The organism is Nostoc sp. DedQUE12b, from assembly GCF_034530835.1.
Taxonomy (GTDB): domain Bacteria; phylum Cyanobacteriota; class Cyanobacteriia; order Cyanobacteriales; family Nostocaceae; genus Nostoc.
In genome coordinates, this window is sequence record NZ_JAVRCI010000013.1 from 16253 (window position 1) to 35294 (window position 19042).

Annotated in this window: 21 protein-coding genes and 1 pseudogene; 13 read left to right on the forward strand and 9 right to left on the reverse strand. The window is 41.6% G+C overall.

Annotation, left to right across the window (positions count from 1 at the left end; translation table 11 throughout):
* Window positions 1-420: 420 nt before the first annotated feature.
* Window positions 421-1143 carry a hypothetical protein gene (locus RMY16_RS09120; RefSeq protein ID WP_322736111.1) on the forward strand — a complete coding sequence of 241 codons (723 nt, stop codon included), beginning with the start codon at window positions 421-423 and terminating at the stop codon, window positions 1141-1143.
* 157 nt (window positions 1144-1300) lie between these two features.
* On the opposite strand, the gene RMY16_RS09125 is transcribed toward RMY16_RS09120, so the two are convergent.
* Entirely contained in the window at window positions 1301-2233 is a 933-nt protein-coding gene (locus RMY16_RS09125; protein WP_322736112.1) for an alpha/beta fold hydrolase, read from the reverse strand.
* A gap of 147 nt (window positions 2234-2380) precedes the next feature.
* Between RMY16_RS09125 and RMY16_RS09130 the strand changes: the two genes are divergently transcribed.
* Window positions 2381-3262: a shikimate dehydrogenase gene (locus RMY16_RS09130; RefSeq protein WP_322736113.1), complete on the forward strand. Its 882-nt coding sequence runs from the start codon at window positions 2381-2383 to the stop codon at window positions 3260-3262.
* 112 nt (window positions 3263-3374) lie between these two features.
* Here RMY16_RS09130 and RMY16_RS09135 read toward each other — a convergent pair whose 3' ends face one another.
* Together RMY16_RS09135 and RMY16_RS09140 are read right to left on the reverse strand one after the other, a co-directional pair.
* The gene (locus tag RMY16_RS09135; RefSeq protein ID WP_322736114.1) at window positions 3375-4757 is read right to left on the reverse strand and encodes an aminopeptidase P family protein; all 1383 of its coding nucleotides are present in this window, start codon (window positions 4755-4757) and stop codon (window positions 3375-3377) included.
* A gap of 38 nt (window positions 4758-4795) precedes the next feature.
* Complete coding sequence (locus RMY16_RS09140) at window positions 4796-5050, reverse strand: hypothetical protein (RefSeq protein ID WP_322736115.1); 255 nt, start codon at window positions 5048-5050, stop codon at window positions 4796-4798.
* A 173-nt stretch (window positions 5051-5223) separates the two neighbouring features.
* Here RMY16_RS09140 and RMY16_RS09145 point away from each other — a divergent pair, with 173 nt between their 5' ends.
* Window positions 5224-6030 carry a PhzF family phenazine biosynthesis protein gene (locus tag RMY16_RS09145; RefSeq protein ID WP_322736116.1) on the forward strand — a complete coding sequence of 269 codons (807 nt, stop codon included), beginning with the start codon at window positions 5224-5226 and terminating at the stop codon, window positions 6028-6030.
* 2 nt (window positions 6031-6032) lie between these two features.
* Here the strand turns inward: RMY16_RS09145 and RMY16_RS09150 are convergent, their stop codons facing one another.
* Entirely contained in the window at window positions 6033-6497 is a 465-nt protein-coding gene (locus RMY16_RS09150; RefSeq protein WP_322736117.1) for a DUF29 domain-containing protein, read from the reverse strand.
* A 42-nt stretch (window positions 6498-6539) separates the two neighbouring features.
* Here RMY16_RS09150 and RMY16_RS09155 point away from each other — a divergent pair, with 42 nt between their 5' ends.
* The 3 genes from RMY16_RS09155 to RMY16_RS09165 all read left to right on the forward strand — a co-directional run bounded on the left by RMY16_RS09155 (window position 6540) and on the right by RMY16_RS09165 (window position 8249).
* Window positions 6540-6677, forward strand: coding sequence for a hypothetical protein (locus RMY16_RS09155; RefSeq protein WP_322736118.1), 138 nt, complete (start codon window positions 6540-6542; stop codon window positions 6675-6677).
* 27 nt (window positions 6678-6704) lie between these two features.
* Window positions 6705-7448 carry a class I SAM-dependent methyltransferase gene (locus tag RMY16_RS09160; RefSeq protein ID WP_322736119.1) on the forward strand — a complete coding sequence of 248 codons (744 nt, stop codon included), beginning with the start codon at window positions 6705-6707 and terminating at the stop codon, window positions 7446-7448.
* 351 nt (window positions 7449-7799) lie between these two features.
* Window positions 7800-8249, forward strand: a complete 450-nt coding sequence (locus tag RMY16_RS09165) for a DUF4332 domain-containing protein (protein WP_322736120.1) — start codon at window positions 7800-7802, stop codon at window positions 8247-8249.
* 57 nt (window positions 8250-8306) lie between these two features.
* On the opposite strand, the gene RMY16_RS09170 is transcribed toward RMY16_RS09165, so the two are convergent.
* Complete coding sequence (locus RMY16_RS09170; RefSeq protein WP_322736121.1) at window positions 8307-8921, reverse strand: TetR/AcrR family transcriptional regulator; 615 nt, start codon at window positions 8919-8921, stop codon at window positions 8307-8309.
* Between the two features lie 151 nt (window positions 8922-9072).
* Between RMY16_RS09170 and RMY16_RS09175 the strand changes: the two genes are divergently transcribed.
* The 5 genes from RMY16_RS09175 (at window position 9073) to RMY16_RS09195 (ending at window position 15779) form a co-directional block, all read left to right on the forward strand.
* Entirely contained in the window at window positions 9073-10716 is a 1644-nt protein-coding gene (locus tag RMY16_RS09175; protein ID WP_322736122.1) for a pitrilysin family protein, read from the forward strand.
* Between the two features lie 26 nt (window positions 10717-10742).
* A complete protein-coding gene (locus RMY16_RS09180; protein WP_322736123.1) occupies window positions 10743-12242 on the forward strand; it encodes a pitrilysin family protein in 1500 nt (499 codons plus the stop codon).
* A 336-nt stretch (window positions 12243-12578) separates the two neighbouring features.
* Window positions 12579-13226 carry a Uma2 family endonuclease gene (locus tag RMY16_RS09185; protein WP_322736176.1) on the forward strand — a complete coding sequence of 216 codons (648 nt, stop codon included), beginning with the start codon at window positions 12579-12581 and terminating at the stop codon, window positions 13224-13226.
* A 360-nt stretch (window positions 13227-13586) separates the two neighbouring features.
* Window positions 13587-14531, forward strand: coding sequence for a hypothetical protein (locus tag RMY16_RS09190; RefSeq protein WP_322736124.1), 945 nt, complete (start codon window positions 13587-13589; stop codon window positions 14529-14531).
* 48 nt (window positions 14532-14579) lie between these two features.
* Window positions 14580-15779, forward strand: coding sequence for an alpha/beta hydrolase (locus tag RMY16_RS09195; RefSeq protein WP_322736125.1), 1200 nt, complete (start codon window positions 14580-14582; stop codon window positions 15777-15779).
* A gap of 45 nt (window positions 15780-15824) precedes the next feature.
* On the opposite strand, the gene RMY16_RS09200 is transcribed toward RMY16_RS09195, so the two are convergent.
* Window positions 15825-16439, reverse strand: coding sequence for a hypothetical protein (locus RMY16_RS09200; RefSeq protein WP_322736126.1), 615 nt, complete (start codon window positions 16437-16439; stop codon window positions 15825-15827).
* A gap of 194 nt (window positions 16440-16633) precedes the next feature.
* Between RMY16_RS09200 and RMY16_RS09205 the strand changes: the two are divergent.
* Window positions 16634-16747: pseudogene (locus tag RMY16_RS09205) on the forward strand (Uma2 family endonuclease); the annotation flags it as partial.
* A 175-nt stretch (window positions 16748-16922) separates the two neighbouring features.
* A complete protein-coding gene (locus RMY16_RS09210) occupies window positions 16923-17354 on the forward strand; it encodes a biotin carboxylase (RefSeq protein WP_322736127.1) in 432 nt (143 codons plus the stop codon).
* Window positions 17355-17549: 195 nt separating this feature from the next.
* Here the strand turns inward: RMY16_RS09210 and RMY16_RS09215 are convergent, their stop codons facing one another.
* From RMY16_RS09215 to upp, 3 genes are all read right to left on the reverse strand, one after another.
* Window positions 17550-17819 carry a YggT family protein gene (locus RMY16_RS09215; protein ID WP_322695761.1) on the reverse strand — a complete coding sequence of 90 codons (270 nt, stop codon included), beginning with the start codon at window positions 17817-17819 and terminating at the stop codon, window positions 17550-17552.
* A 129-nt stretch (window positions 17820-17948) separates the two neighbouring features.
* A complete protein-coding gene (locus RMY16_RS09220; protein WP_322660447.1) occupies window positions 17949-18302 on the reverse strand; it encodes a hypothetical protein in 354 nt (117 codons plus the stop codon).
* 75 nt (window positions 18303-18377) lie between these two features.
* Entirely contained in the window at window positions 18378-19028 is a 651-nt protein-coding gene (upp, locus tag RMY16_RS09225) for a uracil phosphoribosyltransferase (protein WP_322736128.1), read from the reverse strand.
* Window positions 19029-19042 lie beyond the last annotated feature (14 nt).

Sequence of the window (19042 nt, forward strand, 5' to 3'; positions counted from 1 at the left end):
AAATCCTAAAGCGGAAAAACGCAAGAATGCTGAGTTTGTTAGTTTTTTAGTCCACCCTAGTTATTAACCTTCAGTTAGTTAATTAGTTTAAAATTTGAAAGCTGTAAACTCGATAAAACCTGGTCAACCTCGACCAGGTTTTTGGTATTTTACTGTAATATTATTTTCTCGATACGGCAGGATTCTCGGTGGGACTTTGTTAGGTTGAGCGACAGATAAACCCAACAAAGTCTCGATAATGTTGGTTTACCCTTCCCTCCGGGACGCTACGCGAACGGGAAGCAAGCTACATTCCTCAAGTCAACCTACATCAGTATAATTTTTAGTTTTAACTGAACTGTATTAAAGCGTACTGGACTCTAGCTAATTTTCTAGCAGGGAATAAAATAGGACAGCAACATATCCTGCTAGGAGAATTTGATGATAAATTATCGCTTTTTAAATAAAATTACTACAGTTATGATTGTAACTGCCCTTTCTTTTTCCTGTAAGTCTTCTGTTAGTAGAAATACAGAACAGGCAAAAGCAACTGAGAAACCGAAGCCACAACAAAATCTTATCTATGGCGATTTAATTATTAAAGAGCAATCAGATTATCTAATGATTCCTGTTAGTCTTGCAGAGCAGAATGAAGATAAAGGAATTGATTTAAACCTTTCACGTTCTTATGAATATGAAAGGAGTAACCAATTATTATATAACATTATCTTTTATCGAAAGCAAGATGGTGAAGCTCATCTTTTATTAAATAAAAAAGCCGCGATCGCCTCCTTCGATTTACTGGAGGTAAAAGCGGCAAACAAGCCAACTACAAGAGTTTGGTTGTATAAAATCATTGACGAAGACACAAATACAGATAAAAAACTCAATAGTGAAGATGCTACTATTGGCTATCTATCTGACTTATCAGGTAAGAACCTCCAGCAAATTACCCCAAATAATAGTCGAATAATCAGTTGGGTTATTGTTCCAAGTCAAAATGCAATTTTTCTAAAAATTATCAAAGATTCGGATAATGATAAAAAGTTTACAAAAGAAGATAAAACGAATTTTGTGAGGGTTAACTTCGATAAAATCGGTATGGGAACCGAGATTATTAGCGATCAAATAGAGCAAGAAATTAAATCTTATGTTTTTAAGTAAGTTGGTTGTAGTAAGTGCCTGAAGCCACTTACTACTAACCTTTAATCCAATACGGTTCAGTGCATCTAATTGGTCTTTCAAGACGCGATTTATCGTGTCTATACATAGGGTTTTGGGTTTATCTGAACTGTATTGACCTTTAATCATTCATGCCCACTTACTTAGACAAAACCCAATCGCATAAAAGTTGGTTTACTTTATCCGGTATTTCATCATGAGGACAATGACCTGCCGTTAAGAAATGTTCTGTCAATTCAGGACAATATTGGCGAAACTTTGGAGAACGTTCTCTAGTATTCATCCAAGGGTCAGCTTCTCCCCACAACATCAATAAAGGACAAGTTAATTGCTTTAGTAGCACATCAACTTTTTCCCCTTGAGGACTGCTAAAAACTGAAACAAACACATCCAACGCACCCGGATCAAAAGCAGGACGAGAAATTTCTTCTACCAATTGGTCTGTAACTGCACTTTTATCAAGATATACCTTTTCTAAAGTTTGGCGAATTACCCAACGTTGTCGCACATATTGAAATAACAGAAACTGAGCTAAAGGTTGTTGAAACATCCATTTAACCGAATCACCCAAGAGCTTCTCTAAAGAAGAGGGTTGTTTGGGTGGCTGAATTTCGCTTTGTAAAGCTTCAGGTTCAGATGTCGGTTGGCTTTTGCTAAAAGGCCCAGCACTATTGAGCAACACTAATCCAGCTGCACTGTCAGGACGTTGTGCCGCAACACACAAGCAAGCGTAGCCACCAAGGGAATTACCTGCTAATACTGCTTTTTGACCAATCACTTCGCTGATAAAATCATGAAGTTGATCGCGCCACAAGTCGCCACTGTACTGCAATTTTGGTTTAGCTGATCGCCCAAATCCCAAAAGGTCGATCGCAAATACTTCAAAATCTTGACACAATCCTGTGATATTCTTGCGCCAGTGGTCTGTAGAAGCACCAAATCCATGTACTAAAAGCAAGGGCGGACGTTGCGCTTGCTTCTCTCCCGCACGCACATAGTAAACGTTGTGCCCGCGCCACTGCCAATATTTGCCAGGAATTGGAGTTGTAGAGGAGGCTGTAGTTACCTGCATGATTTAAAGAAATGTTAAGGAGCTTTTAATAATTGTAAACTAGGCGAGGGGATTGGGGCAGGGGAGCAGGGGGGCAGAGGAGCAAGGAAGCAGGGGGGATAAATGACAAATACTTCGGCTTCGCTCAGTACAAGTGACTAATGACAAATGACAAAAAAAATTACAGGTAAAACTAAACTACTAGGAGTCATTGGACATCCTGTGGAACATTCGCTGTCGCCAGTGATGCATAATGCTGTGATCGCACAATTAGAATTAGATTACATTTATTTACCTTTTCCGATTGAACCACAGAATTTAGAGATGGCGATCGCAGGTTTAGCTGCTGTTGGGGTTGCCGGCTTTAATGTGACAATACCTCACAAGCAAGCAATCATCCCTCTACTGTCAGAAATTACGCCCCTGGCTCAAACTATCGGAGCCGTGAATACTGTTAGCCGCCAAAATAACCAATGGGTAGGCACAAATACAGATATAGAAGGATTTATTGCCCCTTTACAAACAACATATAAACAAGATTGGAGTCAGAAAGTAGCGATAATTTTAGGCAATGGTGGTGCAGCCAGAGCAGTTGTAGCAGGTTGTACTCAGCTAGGTTTTGCCCAAATTCATGTTGTTGGGCGCAATATGCAAAGACTAGAAGAATTCCGCAATAGTTGGAGCAATTCATCTCTAGCTGAGAAATTCCAGGTTCATCAATGGGAGGAATTGCCAAAGCTAATTCCCCAAGCAAATCTGCTCGTAAACACAACTCCGATTGGGATGTATCCCAAAGTTAACGAATCGCCTTTGAGTGTAGAAGAAATAGCGAATTTACCAACGGGTGCGATCGCTTACGATTTAATATATATTCCTAAACCGACGCAATTTCTCCAGCAGGCTGAAAAACAAGGCGCAATTGCGATCGATGGATTAGAAATGTTAGTCCAACAAGGGGTAGCAGCATTAAAAATCTGGTTGCAGCAGGAAACTTTGCCTGTAGAAGTGATGCGCCAAGCCTTACAAAATCACCTGGGTTTAGGGGAGTGATGAAACTTAATTACCCCCCTTAATCCCCCCGATGCATTGGGGGGAAACTAGAAATCCGGTTCCCTCCCCTTTGCAAGGGGAGGGTTAGGGTGGGGTAAAATTTAGCGTCAACTCAGCCATTAACTAAATTTTCTACACTATCAGCATCGTTCGGTAATGCAGCTGTTAAAACTTCGCTGCCTTCTGTAGTAACTAAAACATCATCTTCAATGCGGATACCACGGACATCAGCGAATTCAGATAAACGCTGCCAATTCACCACATTCTGATATTTTGAACGAACATTAGCATCATTTAAAATTGCTGGTACTTGATAAAAACCAGGCTCAATTGTGACTAACATTCCTGGACGCAGGGGACGATTTAAACGGAGATAGCTTAAGCCAAAGCGATCGCTCCTTGCACGTCCCTCTTCATACCCTGCTAAATCGCCTAAATCTTCCATATCATGAACATCTAAACCCAGTAGATGACCGATACCATGAGGAAAAAACAGCGCGTGAGCATCCATCTCTACTAAATCTTGGGGATTTCCTTGTAGAATGTTTAACTCTACTAAACCTTCCGCGATCGCTGTAGCCGCTTGCAGGTGAATATCCCCATACTCTACACCAGGCTGGATTTTGGCAATGCAAGCATCATGGGCTGCCAACACCACATTATAAATATCTCTTTGGGTAGATGAAAACTTGCCGGAAACTGGCCACGTGCGAGTCACATCAGCTGCCCAACCCATTTCAGTTTCAGCACCAACATCGGCAAGCAGTAAATCACCTGGTTGCAAACTATGGTGATAGTGCTCGTTATGCAAAACTTCACCGTGAACAGTGACAATACTGTTGTAAGAGGTAGTCATATTGTGGGCAATAATTACCCCTTCCATCGCTGCCCGAACTTCTGCTTCTAGTTTGGCTTGGGGTGTTGCTGCCATCCCAGCTTTGTGAGCTTTGACAGTGACAGCCGCAGCTTTTCGCAACTCGGTTAATGCACCATCATCGTGGGTGAGACGGAGAGAAACGATCGCCTTAGCTAACTCCAAGTCAATTCCTTGGGGAGGACTTTGTGGTAAAACCCATTTATTTAATACCTGCGATTGCTGCGTCCAAGTAGCTGCATCTTGGACAGCAAGTGTGGCGGCATTGTCTACCCAAGACTCTAATTCTGCCATTGGTCGAGCCACATCCGCCCCAATCTTCTCGGCTATTTCCTCGCGCGTTGGCATTTCTCCATGCCAAAGGGCGCTGTTGGGTGAGGGATCGTCGATGAATAGTTCTAGCTTGCCCGCTTCTAAACGAATTGCCGCCTTTGGTAATGGTAGTCCGGCGAAATAGAGGAAATGACTGCTAGCGCGAAACGGAAAGGGATTTGCAGGAAAGTTGCGTGGATTGTTACTACCTGACCACAGAATTACTGGAAAATCAATCAGGTTGGCTAGTTGTTGCCGTCGGTGGCGTAAAGTATCAACTAGGGAAGTAGAAGTTTGTTGGATAAACATAAATGTCAAAAGGATAAAGGTGATAATTTTGCCTTTATTTAGTCGTTATCTTCTTTATCGCCATCGTCTTTATCATTTTTGCGATCGCCATCTTTGTTGTCACCATCTTTGTCGTCGTCATCTTTCTCGTTCTGGTTAGGTTGTAACTCTGGTTTTTGTTGCTCAATTGGTGCAAGTGGCTGTGGGGCTTCAACACCACAACTAACTAATCCTCCAGAAATTAGCGCTAAGTTGACAGCAGCAAAGATGCTTCTGAAGATTTTTATCCTCACGTTTTCGGTTTGCTTTAACATTGATTCTAGTTTTTGGAGATTGTATTCCTAATTTCTAAGGTACTGTATATAGTGGTTCTGATTTGGATTAACACAGGGTAGAGCGCACGATATGTAATCGCAACGGTCAGCATAAATTTCTAACGCACTCCTGATAAATAATATATTGCTGTCTAATTTTCAAGGCGACTCTAATGAGACAAATCATTACTCAAGTTGATGCTTTTACTAATAAACCTTTCGCAGGTAATCCTGCTGCTGTCTGTGTTTTGCCTACTCCCCAAAACGATCGCTGGATGCAAAACTTGGCGCAGGAGATGAATTTATCTGAAACAGCTTTTTTAGTTAAGCAGGATGATGGCTTTAATCTGCGTTGGTTTACGCCTACGGTGGAAGTGCCGCTTTGTGGTCACGCAACTTTAGCTAGTGCCCATGTACTTTGGTCAGAGGGACATTTGTCACCTGATGAAGTTGCACGTTTTTATACTAAAAGTGGAGTGCTAATTGCGAAGTTACAAGGTGAGTGGATTGAGTTAGATTTTCCTGTAAATCACTCACAAGCAGCGATCGCACCTCCAGAACTGGGCCAAGCTTTGGGTGTACCCTACAAATCTGTCTTGCAGAATTCAATAGGTTATCTAGTGGAATTGGAATCTGAAGAATTGGTGCGGCAAATACAGCCTAATTTTCAACTGCTAAAAACCTTACCAATTCCTAATGTCATTGTCACCAGCCTCACACAATCTGATTCTCAATATGATTTCGTCTCTCGCTTCTTTGCACCAGGATTAGGTGTTAATGAAGACCCAGTTACAGGGGCGGCTCATTGCTGTCTAGCTTCCTTCTGGCGCGATCGCTTGCACAAAAATGAGTTTTTGGCTTATCAAGCATCTAGTCGCGGTGGCGTGGTGAAGGTGTATTATGACGGAGGCGATCGCGTCTTTCTCGCCGGACAAGCGGTAACTGTGCTACGAGGGGAGTTATTTACCGCATCAACCTAATATTACAAATCAATAATATCCGGCAAAAATTCACCATCAAGAATTTGGGCTATGGAATAAGGACATTCCACTGGAAACGTGTTTATTGGTAGTTCAGTTTCATTACTAGCAGCTTTCAATCCCCGATGATAGCATTGGGCTAAAACTTCTTCTAGATAAGACTTGAGGCTGGGACTTTCTTGCAGTAAATCTGCAATTTTGTGGCGCTGCTCATCAATAGTATTTCGCCAAGAGCCACTCCGCAAACTAAATTGATATTGCCACTTGAGCAAATGCTGTAATAATACTTCCAAGCGGCTTTTCAACTCTCGTCGTTCTGACCGTCCCAAGCTTTCAATCTCCTCAATCACAGCATCCCAGTCTACTTGTCCAAATTGTCCAGCACGAATGAGTTGTACAGTTTTTTCTGTCCATGCTGCAAAGTCTGTTTCATACAACTGGGCTGCGCTTTTCGGAATCTGGGTCATGAGCTTTCTGCAATCTACCGTATACTAGCTAAATTGGAGATAGTGTACGCCCATTTTAACGTCAAGAAAACTATAGGAAGCGATCGCATCTTTTTAGCCATACGAGCCGTAACGCGCTTATCTGAAACTGTTAATGCTGAGGTGGTAGGCGTGGAATTTAACTTTTCAGACATCCTTTAATAAAAAACTTGCAAGTGAGTTCAAAAAATGGCAGCCGAGTATGATAGCATAGCTCTCCAGTTTCAAAAACTGAACAAATTGCCTTATCGCTTGTATGGTGAGGCATATACATACTTAAATTTAATCGGAGATGTTGTCGGTAAATCAATCCTCGATCTAGCTTGTGGAGAAGGATTTTTCACACGATTGCTCAAACAGAATGGCGCTGCACGTTTGGTTGGTATAGATATTTCCTCAGAAATGATCAAATTGGCAAGACTTGAAGAAGCGTCTGTGCCACTTGAAATTGAATATATCATCGGTGATGTCATGGAAATTGGTTCTATTGGCAGCTTCGATCTTGTGGTAGCCTCCTACTTGCTCAATTACGCTTCAACTAAAGAGCAACTACTCAAAATGTGTCAGGCCATAGCAATTCATCTAAAACCTGGTGGTCGATTCGTCAGTTTGAACAATAATTTAGAACTGCTTCCAGAGTTTTATGATAAACATGAGAAATATGGCATTTCTAGGAGATGTGCCCAGTCGCTCCAAGAAGGTACTCCCATAACCTTAACATTGAGCATTCCTGATGACGGTGAGTCTATCAGTATTGATAACTACTACCTCAGCCAAGCAACTTATGAATGGGCCTTGATGAGTGCTGGTTTTAAAGAGATCCGCTGGCATCATCCAATAGTCTGTCCCAAAGGCATACAGAAATTTGGCTCCGAGTTCTGGCAGGATTACATTGACTATCCCGATATGATAGGCATTACCTGCCTAAAATAGCTGTCAATGCGGTTGGTTATATCATGTCCGCCAAATCACCATAATAAAAGAACCCCACCCCCAACCCCTCCCCGCAAGCGGAGAGGGGAGCTAAAGCGGAGCTTTTGCGGGGTGGGGTTCCGGTTATTATGGTTAATTACCCAGACATCATATTAGGGACTGTTATAGGGAGTTTTGCAAGATATCTAATGTTTGTCAGGCGAAACAATTGCATTGTCAGACGATGCAATCGCATTGCAGAAGGTTGGCTTCAAATTGCACATCAATACAAACACTAAACTGCAAAAGCGTACTTTTAAAGGAGAAACAACTGTCACAATATTTAAATAAGCCTATATTTTTATTTCAAAAATGTCTGCAAAACACAAAGATAGTAGAACTACTATCCAATCTCGTGATTGGCCAATTGAGCAATTACCTGGACTGAGCCATGAGGAACAATCTCAACTTCAAAATTGTGGGATTACTAGCACAGTAACCTTAGTCAAACAAGGGAAAACTTTAGAGTCAAGACTAGCGTTAGCAAATAAACTACAGATTCATCTTCAGTATGTAAATAAATGGATGGCTTTAGCTGACTTGGCACGTATTCCCAGTGTCGGGACACAATATTGTGGTTTATTGCTTCATGCAGGTATTGGTTCTGTAGTGCAGTTAGCTCAAACTCCCACTCACAGATTGCACCAACAAATTATGCGCTTGCAGGTAGCAACAATGCAGCGTCGAGATTTGTGTCCAGCAATTGAGCTAGTACAACAGTGGAGTCAGCAAGCGAAAATAGTGGGGAGTGCTGAGTGCTGAGTGGGAAGTGGGGAGCAGGGGAGGATAATTAATGACAAATGACAAATGACAAATGCCCTACTCTTTAGCTAAAACACCATTAAGGAAGATATCAGCGAGTCCTTCGGCCATTTCCTGCATTTGTTGGGGAGAGGCGTCAGGTTCGATGAGGGTGTTGTTAGAAAAACCTGCGATCGCAAACATTCCTAAGAAAACTTTCGCAACTAACTTTGCGTCCCCTTGACGATAAATGCCTTTATCCATCGCTGTTTGAAAGAATGCTTCGCCGACATCAGTCATTTTGGTAATAACTTCTAATTGAATGCGATCGCGCAAATCGGGGTGAAATTGCACCTCCATAAAACAAACACGCATCAAATCGGAATTTTTTTGGAAATTCCACATCCGACGGCGCATCACCTGAGCGACGGCTTTATAGCTGCCCATTTCACTTAATTCTGTGAGCAAATCTGTAAGAATCTCTACCCAGCCATTCGTGGCTACTTCCACCAAAATTGCTTTTTTATTTGGAAAATGACGAAATAGAGTACCTTCAGCTATACCTGCCGCTTGTGCTAAATCACGGGTGGTAGTACCGTCAAATCCCTGAGAGGCAAACAACCGTTGCGCTGCCTGTAAAATCCGGGTGCGCGTCTGAGCCTCTGAGGGCGGGGAAGAATTAAAAACTCGCATAACAGTTATGGTTAGATATCCGTAACAAAACTTGTAGCATTATTATCTAATGTCAAGTGCAAAGAGCCACTGAAAGCTTAATACAAGATTAACGCTCTTTTGCTAAGTATCCTGTTATTTAGGTAATGTAACTTTATCTTAATTCTCGCTTATGAACCAGAGCAGTCGGTCAATTTTAGATTTTAGATTGGAGATTTTGGATTGGTCAGATCGAGTATCTGTCATATTGCGGCGGTTGTTTGTTGCTTTGTTAGCTTTGATCGTTCTCTCATGGGGGTTACTACCAGAAGTCGCTCTAGCTCAAACTCAGACAGCACCTCCTCCTCAAGAAACCAAAACTCAAACCCCGCCAGTTCAAAGTTCAATCCAACCTTATCTCGATCGAGTTATTAAGCAGTTAACGGAGTTTCGCCTCGACAATGGTTTGAAATTTATTGTTTTGGAACGACATCAAGCGCCCGTGGTTTCTTTTCTAACTTATGCGGATGTGGGCGGTGTGGATGAGCCAGATGGCAAAACTGGTGTAGCTCATTTTTTGGAACATTTGGCGTTTAAAGGCACAACCCACATTGGTACACAAGATTACAAAAAAGAAAAACCGCTACTAGATACCTTAGAGCAGTTGAATGCTCAAATTAAAACAGCGAAAGCCGATGGCAAAAAAGATGAGGTTGCTCGGTTAGAAACTGAATTTAAACAAGTGGAATTGCAAGCAGCCAAGCTTGTCAAGCAAAACGAATTGGGGCAAATTGTCGAACAAGCGGGAGGTGTGGGTTTAAATGCCAATACTTCAACTGAAGCTACCCGTTATTTGTACAGCTTTCCTGCCAATAAGCTAGAACTTTGGATGTCATTGGAGTCGGAGCGATTTCTTGATCCGGTAATTCGTCGTGAGTTTTATAAAGAGAAAGATGTAATTTTAGAAGAGCGACGGATGCGGATAGAGAATTCACCAATTGGATTGATGGTAGAAAAGTTTATCGATACAGCTTACAAAGCCCATCCCTACAGGCGTCCGGTGATTGGTTATGACCAAGATATCCGCAATCTGACACCAGAAGATGTCCAAAAGTTTTTTGATACTTACTATGTACCAAGTAATTTAACCATTGCCATTGTCGGAGATGTCAATCCAGCTGAGGTGAAAAAACTGGCGCAAACTTATTTTGGCCGCTTTCAAGCCAAAACCAAAGCTGTTGAACAAATTCCGGTGGAACCGCCACAACAACAAACACGGGAAGTGACTTTACAGCTACCTTCTCAACCCTGGTATTTAGAAGGTTATCATCGTCCAGCGATTACTCATCCAGATAATGCCGTCTATGAAATCATTGGCAGTTTATTAAGTGATGGGCGCACGTCGCGGCTATATAAGTCTTTGGTAGAAAAGCAGCGTTTGGCGCTAAATGCTCAAGGTTACAGTGGATTTCCTGGAGATAAATACCCAAACCTGATCTTTTTCTATGCTCTCACAGCTCCTGGTCATACAGTTGATGAATTGGCGGTGGCTTTACGTCAAGAAATTGACAAATTAAAAACTGAGCCTGTAGCAGCGGCTGATTTGCAACGAGTGAAAACCCAAGCACGGGCGAGTTTGTTACGTATTCTCGATTCCAATATGGGCATGGCTCAACAATTGTTGGAATATGAGGTGAAAACTGGCTCTTGGCGGAATTTGTTTAAGCAGTTGGATGAGATTTCAGCGGTGACGACGGCTGATATTCAACGGGTGGCAAAGGAGACTTTTACGCCGAAAAATCGCACGATTGGGAAGCTGTTGTCGAAAAAAGGATGAAAAACGAACCGCAAAGGAAGAGAGATATGCAAAGGTATAAGGTGAAGGGTAAAAGGCAGATAGCGTTGAAAATTCAAAATAGGAAGGGGCTGATTTATGCTTTGGTTGCTGTTTTTGCGTGTTTACTTTTAACTTGTAATTTTTCTCTGGCGGCGACGGCTGAGGCGAAGCATTACACAGAATTGCAGCTACCACCGCTACCTGAGATTAAGTTACCCAAGTATGAGCGGTTTGTGCTGCAAAACGGCTTGGTTGTGTATTTAATGGAAGATCATGAGTTACCGTTGGTGAATGGTACAGCGTTTGTACGGGCAGGGAATCGCTTGGAACCAATGGAGAAAGTTGGGTTGGCTAGTTTTACAGGCGCGGTAATGCGAACTGGAGGAACTAAGAAGCATTCGCCTGATGAACTCAACGAGATGTTGGAACAACGGGCGGCATCTGTGGAAGTTGGTATTGGTGAAGCTTTTGGTAGTGCTAGCTTTGACGCACTGAGTGAAGATTTAGAAACGGTGTTTGGGCTGTTTGCTGAGGTGCTACGATCGCCTGTATTTGCTCAAGAAAAGCTAGACTTGGCGAAAACTCAAGCCAAAGGTGGGATTGCCCGTCGTAATGACAATCCAGATGGGATTGCTAATCGAGAATTTAAAAAATTGATCTATGGCAAAGATAGCCCTTATGCTCGCACGATAGAGTATGCAACGGTAGATAAAGTTGAGCGTGAAGATTTGCTCAAGTTTTATCAGCAATATTTCCACCCCAATAATATGATTTTGGGGATTGTGGGTGATTTTGATGCTAAGAAAATGCGATCGCTGATTCAAGCTAAGTTTGCCAATTGGCAGCGTAACCCAGGTATTGCTAAACCCACATTACCAAAGGTTTTGCCAGCTAATACAGGTGGAGTCTTTTTTGTCAATCAGCCACAATTAACCCAAAGTAGTGTGCTTATCGGGCATTTGGGCGGACGTTTCGACAATCCTGATTATCCAGCGCTGGATGTATTGAATGGGGTGTTAAGTGGATTTGGTGGACGCTTATTTAATGAAGTGCGATCGCGTCAAGGTTTAGCTTACTCTGTCTATGGCCAGTGGAGTCCCCGCTTCGATTATCCTGGCATATTTATCGCTGGTGGACAAACGCGATCGGATGCTACTGTCCAGTTTGTCAAAGCCTTACAAGCTGAAATCAAGCGCACCCAAACTCAAAGAGTGACAGCAAAAGAACTGGCTTATGCCAAAGAGTCTACACTCAACTCCTTTGTATTCAACTTTCAAGACCCCGGCCAAACCTTATCACGGTTGATGCGATACGAATATTACGGCTATCCTGCTGATTTTCTCTTTCGCTATCAAAAAGCCGTCGCCGCCACCACAGCAGCCGATGTCCAACGGGTAGCACGAGAATATCTTAAACCAGAAAAGATTGTGACTTTAGTAGTGGGGAATCAAACCGCCATTCAACCGCCATTGACACAGTTAGCTAAACAGGTGACACCAATAGATGTAACGATTCCTGGTTCGTAGCCACAGGCTAAGAATTAATAGCGTAGATGGGTAGATACTCAGTATCCAAATAAAATCGCAAGCCTTAGATCCCCGACTGTCTAAGAAATCGGGGATCTTGTTTTTAAAATAATTTTCTCCATTATCGGGAAATGACTAAGGACAAATTGGAGTAACAAGTAGAAACTAAATCAGGAACCAAAACCTCTGGGAACCCCAGAGGTTTTTCTCTACTCTATTCATCTTTATAGGAGCGATCGCTCCAGCATACACTTCTATGAAGCAGTAAAATTGTCGCCCCTATCAGGTCAACTAGAGTAAGCTAAATTTAGGTTTTAACTATCGGGAGTGGAGATGATGTTGTTGGAATTAAAGCGCATCCATGTTCCACCAGGACAAAGAGTGCTACTACGAGATGTAACCTGGCAGGAATTGGAAACAATTCTAGAATATTTAGGGGAACACCGAGCAGCACGAATTGCTTATGATAGGGGAATACTGGAGATTATGGCACCACTGCCAGAACATGAAGACGATAAAGAAATTATTAGCGATTTAGTCAAAGCTGTTTTGGAAGAATTAGACATTGAGTTTAGATGCCTTGGTTCTACCACTTTCAAAAACCAAGCAATGGCTCAAGGTATAGAACCCGACCAGTGTTTCTATATAAAAAATGAATCTAAGATTCGCGGCAAAAAGCGGCTAGATTTAGCAGTAGATCCTCCTCCAGATTTAGCTCTAGAAATTGATATTACTTCTCGCACTCATCCTAATATTTATGAAGCGCTAAAAGTACCTGAGCTTTGGCGTTTCGATCGAGGTAAGCTCCAAATTAATGTTCTGCAAGACGGACACTATGTAGAATCTCAACAAAGCTTAAATTTTCCTCTATTCTCAGTAATTGAAGCAATTCCCCAATATCTGGAGCAAAGTACAACAGCAGGTAGAAATGCAACGCTCAAAGCTTTTCGTCTTTGGGTACAAAAACAGATACACCAGCAATAACTTCTGCTGTCACCAGAATTCACAACAGACAGCAGATTTCAAGTTAGTGAAGTACACAAGCCAAGTCTCTAATTTAAGTAGAATTCAATAGGTTATAAGCCAAAAACCCAGATGTAGAGACACGATTTATTGCGTCTTGCAAGACCCTTATTTCATCAAACTCATTCTCGATTACGCGAACGGGGAGCTATAACTAGATCAAATGAAGGAGTGTGAGGGGTAGAGAGTAGATTAATGCTGGCATATTTGATGGCGCTAGGCACAGAAGAGTAGTTGAGGTTATTCTTTCTTGGTTTATTATCTAATTGGTAAACGCGTAATATTTTTATCTGCTAAAGCGGTTATGGAGCTACAAATAAAATGACTGTTTTATTATTTGCCATCCTGTTGGCAATTAACTTAGGTGCTGGATGTTATTTGACTCTAGCTAATCCTCTAAAAATTTCAGAGCAAACATCAACTAAACTTATTTTTATTATTCGACCAAAAGTATTTTTAGGTTTGGGAATATTTTTTAGTCAATTGTTTGTTTTATTTTTATTTGCGTCTATTGTATTTACACCTATTACACAACTTGTCTGCAATCGTTATCCAAACAATATATCTACTTCAAATATTGATTTGAGTGCGGGACAAAATACTCTAACAGTGATGTGTAAGTTAACAAAAAATAATTGGTTAGGTCGAGAACAGAGTCAAACGCTAGTTTCTGAGTTACTAGAGGCTAAATTGGAAACTCAGATTGATACTGATGGTCAGGCTAAGTATTATAAATATAACATTTTACTATTAAATGATAGAGATAGTTTTCCTTTTTCACGCGCAGGATATCCAAAATTGAACCTTGAAAAATTGCAATTAATAGTATCAAGAATTAATAATTTTTTGAAAAACCCTATAGAGAATAATTTAGCGGTTATACTTGATGAGACTTTTACGGGTTACATTTCTGTCATGATTACTGTATTCTGTGGAATATTAGCGTTGCTAGTAGCGTCACTAGGTTTATTTATCACTTGTAATTTTGACAAGGAAACAAATACTGTAAAGCTTAGTCGTTACAGGTGGTTTGGAACGTTAGGAAAAACAGTTTTTCAATATTATTTGAACGAAATTACTGATATTAAGCTTGAACGGATTGATACTAGTATAGATGAATACTTTTTTCGGGTTATTTTAGTATTAGAATCGGGTGATAATCTACCATTAACGCCTAATTATACTTCAAATTATATAAATGGAGATTCTATAGTTAAACTAACTAAAGATTTTCTGGAACTAAAACATAAAGATAGTGCTAGATAAAAGCGTGAAATTGGTTTCTTTGAAGTCATTACTACCGCATTTTTATTTATGTTTGTTAAACCCAAAATATTTTTATCATCGCTTGCATTATTACTCAGTTTTGCAAGCCTATTTCTTAGCGCTTGGATTATTCTTTCTGCTCCAAATATGTTTTTACTCACACTAGCAGTGGGAGCGCCAGAAGTCAGTCCTTGGTTATTTTTATTAAATTTGCTCTTTTTATTGCTGTCTTTATTCTATATCCGTCGCCGTCAACTCCAACGTTTAGTTTGCATTTTCAGTTTAATCGGATTGCTAATTTGTGGATGGGTGCTAGTGAATATCCCACCAACTCAGATGCAGATGGCTAAAGCGATGAAACAAGGGCTGGGAGTAAATTATCTAGAGCAAATTCCCGTTCAAGTAAGGGCTAAAATGCAAACCCATCCCTTTAACTTAGTTAATTTCTTCTGGGGTATTCCATTAGGGAAAACGCGTCATCAAAAAGATATTCTCTTTGCTTCTCCTGGAGGAGTACCTTTAAAAATGGAAGTTTACCAACCCCCAGAGGTAGGGAAATATCCAGCAGTGGTAGTAATTTATGGTGGAGCTTGGCAATATGGCAATACTCATGCCAATTCTGAGTTTAATCAATATATTGCTAATCATGGATATACGGTATTTGCGATCGACTATCGACACGCACCTCAATATCAGTTTCCCTCTCAATTAGATGATGTGCGTACAGCCCTAAATTTTATTCGCAAACATGCAACTGAATATGAAGCCGATTCAGAACGTATGGTACTTTTAGGACGTTCTGCTGGGGCACATCTAGCAATGCTAGCGGCTTATCAACCCGATGCACCACCCATTCGTGCTGTGGTGAACTATTACGGGCCTGTTAACTTAACTGAAGGATATAAAACACCACCAAATCCCGATCCTATAAATTCTCGCGCTGTTTTAAAAGCATTTCTTGGTGGTTCTTTAGAAGAATTGCCTAATCGGTATGAAATTGCTTCACCGATAAATTACTTAACGCACCCTTTACCGCCAACTTTATTAATTTACGGCAGTCGCGATCATTTGGTGCAAGCGCGATTTGGCAGACAGATGTACGAACGTTTACATGATGGCAACACTGCGGTTTTTCTAGAAATTCCTTGGGCAGAACACGCTTTTGATGCTGTTTTCAACGGTGTGAGCAATCAACTAGCGTTGTATTACACTGAGAGGTTTTTGGCTTGGGCGTTGTTCAGGCAATGATTTTATTAGCAGACTCATTCACAATTATTAAAAACTCAGCACTCCTTACTCCTTTTGAGGCCAGCGCCAATTGTAGCGATTCCATTCATACATTCCTTGAATTTCATACTCAGCGCCGTTAAAGAAGCGGACGACGCAATTAGTAGAGGAATCATCGCTATCGCTAATTTCCTCGACTTTAATCACCATACACGGAAACCATTCCCGCTTACAAGGCCCATCCTCCTGCACCCATTCCCATAGTGCATTGGAAACTTCAATGCGATCGCCTACTCTTAACTTCAATGCATCCTCAAAATAAGAATACTTGTCAAAATGATATGACTCAACACGATTCAACCACTGTAAACCATAGCGTTGGCGAATAAAGTGTACCGTTCCAGAGTCCTGTTCTAGTAACCAGTCGTTGAGTAATTGCACTTTCCAAGTACGGTTGCGTTGTTCTTCATCCTTAACAAATTGTAAAAATGCTTCTAACTCCTCTGGGGTAAGTTCGTCTAAAGGATTAGCAATATTTGACTTCCCAGAGGTAGAATTTCCCTGAATTTGCTCGATCACTTGCAGTAATATCTGTTTCTGCGTGTCAGTGAGAGGACAGCTTGCTGCATCACAATCATTAAAGGCTGCGAACATAGCTACTTCAATCTCATCTGGAGTCATAAGTTCATAGCAATTGAGGGGTTATTCCCCTAATTATTACAAATGTTAAATTCAAGTCTCCAATCACCCTGTAGTTAAATCATAAACATAATTAAATGTAAGATGCCTAATATTCAAGGAAGTCAGGAGTCAGCAGAAAAACTTGATTCCGTCTCCTGTCTTCTGAGTTCTTGGTATCAGTTTGGTATTTTCTAATGTTGACCCAAACTCAGCATCCCACAAAAGTCCTGACTTTTGAAGAATTTCTGGCTTATGACGATCGCACTGATACCCGCTATGAATTAGTGGATGGAGAGTTAGTAGAAATGCTACTCGAAGGGTACGGCGACCATTGCATCAGATATAGTACCTGATTGGGAATTGACCGTGGAGCAGGTATTTGCAGTGGCGAATTAATCAGGGAAGTAGAGAATAGAGAGTAGGGGTATGTTGTAAGCTGAGGTTATCAGTTAATAATTATTGAATTAAATCACGGGGTCTTTTATGCGGTTGCGTTCACTCACGGTCGTTTTTATTTCATGTCTCATTGCCCTTCTATCGTGGGTGATTATTCCTCCAGCTGTAGCCCTGACACAGATTAAACTATTTGATGTCTCTTATAAAGATTGTCCACCAGAACTAGCAGAAGGGGCTGTTATCAGTAGTGGTAGCGCTGCTGCCAATTGTTTTCTTGTCATTGGCAAAGCAGAAAATGGCACTAATAAAACAGTCTACGACGCAGATATTTTTGGACGCATTTATGATGCAAATAATGACTCGGTGATGCAAAACCGCACTCGTTTAGGCTCTATTACCGAGGTGCCACCAGGTATTAGCGATTTTGAATTGAGAATTTCTGTACCGGCGAATCAGCCTACTCCGTTGAAGCTGAAGCAATTCAAGGCTGCGGGGTTTAGTGGTCAAGTGCGTAAGTAATTCTTAATTCCTAGTACTCCCCAAAGGCGAGAAACAGGCTAGGTAATTAACGTAAGTTGCTAGTTAGTGTTGTATAATGGCATTTTTTGAGAACTAGCAACTTGGGTTAATTAGTAATTCGTAAAAAATCGTAGAGACGCTTATATACTTAACGTCTCTACACAATTTTTTACCAAGGTAGTAATTAAAATCTTTCTATAAGGGCAGGTTAGCTGGAATGGCACTCAAAAGCCCGCTAACTACATTGAGTGCTAAGAAAGCTAAGATCGGCGAAAAATCCATACCGCCCAGTGGGGGAATAATTGAGCGGAATAGATTTAGATAAGGGTCAGTTATTTGGGCTAAAGCGGCAAATGGCTGGTTATACCAGTTGATTGTCGGAAACCAGGTTAGCAAAACCCGGATAATTAGCAAATAGCTATAAAAGCTGACAAAGGTAATTAGTGTCGTAATCAGTAAACTCATGGATAGCTTTGTTTCCTACTAGGTGTCAAACGCGGTCTTATCTTTTAATTTTAATTTAGTCCAAAGTCAAAAGTGTTTGCGGATTTCACGTTTACCACACTTGACACGTTCACCACGCCTGAACAAACTTCAGGAGTCTTTAGTGAGGGAGCGATCATTGGCTGCTTGGGGTGAACTGCTATTAACATTTCCCAGTTGCTTTCGCACTTCATCAATTGTGGCATTTAGCTGGGCAATTTTATCTTCTAGCGATCGCCTGGCCGTTTCTATGCCGATGCTTTCACTTTCTGAGGCTTTCATCTGACGCCGCTTTGCTGCTATTTTCTTAGCTTCGGCTTGGCTATCTGTCAGTTCTGTCTCCTCTTCTATTAGCAATTCTGGATCGCGTCGAGAAGCAATCAGCGCCCCGATCACACCGCCAAATATGCCACCAACAAACGCCCCTGCTACAAAACCACTGCCAAAACCATCTCGCTGACTCATATCTTTACCGCCTTCAACAAACCTTGCAACTTTTACAGTAGTTATGCTATTTACCTGCCCTAGCTGCATACTAGCTTAAGTCCCAAAGATGCGATCGCCTGCATCTCCTAATCCCGGTACAATATACCCCTTGCTGTCCAGTTTTTCGTCAATAGTAGCCGTGTAAATTATTAAACCTGGATAAGCTTCACTCAATTTTTGCAAAGCTGGTGGAGCCGCTACTACACAAACAATCCGTGTCAGGGCTGGGTCAGCACCCCGTTGTGTCAATTCTGCCATTGCCGCCATAATTGACCCTCCGGTTGCCAACATTGGATCGGTAACTAACACTCGTGTTTGAGGGTCAAATTTTTCTGGTAACTTGTTCAGATAACAATGAGGTTGCAGTGTTTCTTCGTCTCGTGCCAAACCAAGGTGATAAATCGATGCTAAAGGCAGTAAAGTCTGCGCTCCCTCTAGTAATCCTAGCCCAGCCCGCAGAATCGGCACTACTGCTATAGGTACTTGCGGATCGATCACCGTTGCCAGACAGGTATCTAAGGGACTCTGTACTGCTGTTTCTTGAGTCGGCAACCAGTCTCGTGCAGCTTCATAAGTCAGCCATCTTCCCAACTCAGTCATGGCACTGCGGAACAATACTGAAGGCGTGCCTGCATCACGGGCAACTGCTAGCCAGTGCTTGATCAGGGGATGAGGTGGAACATAAACGCGCAATTGTAGCGTCATAGCCAGAAATAGGC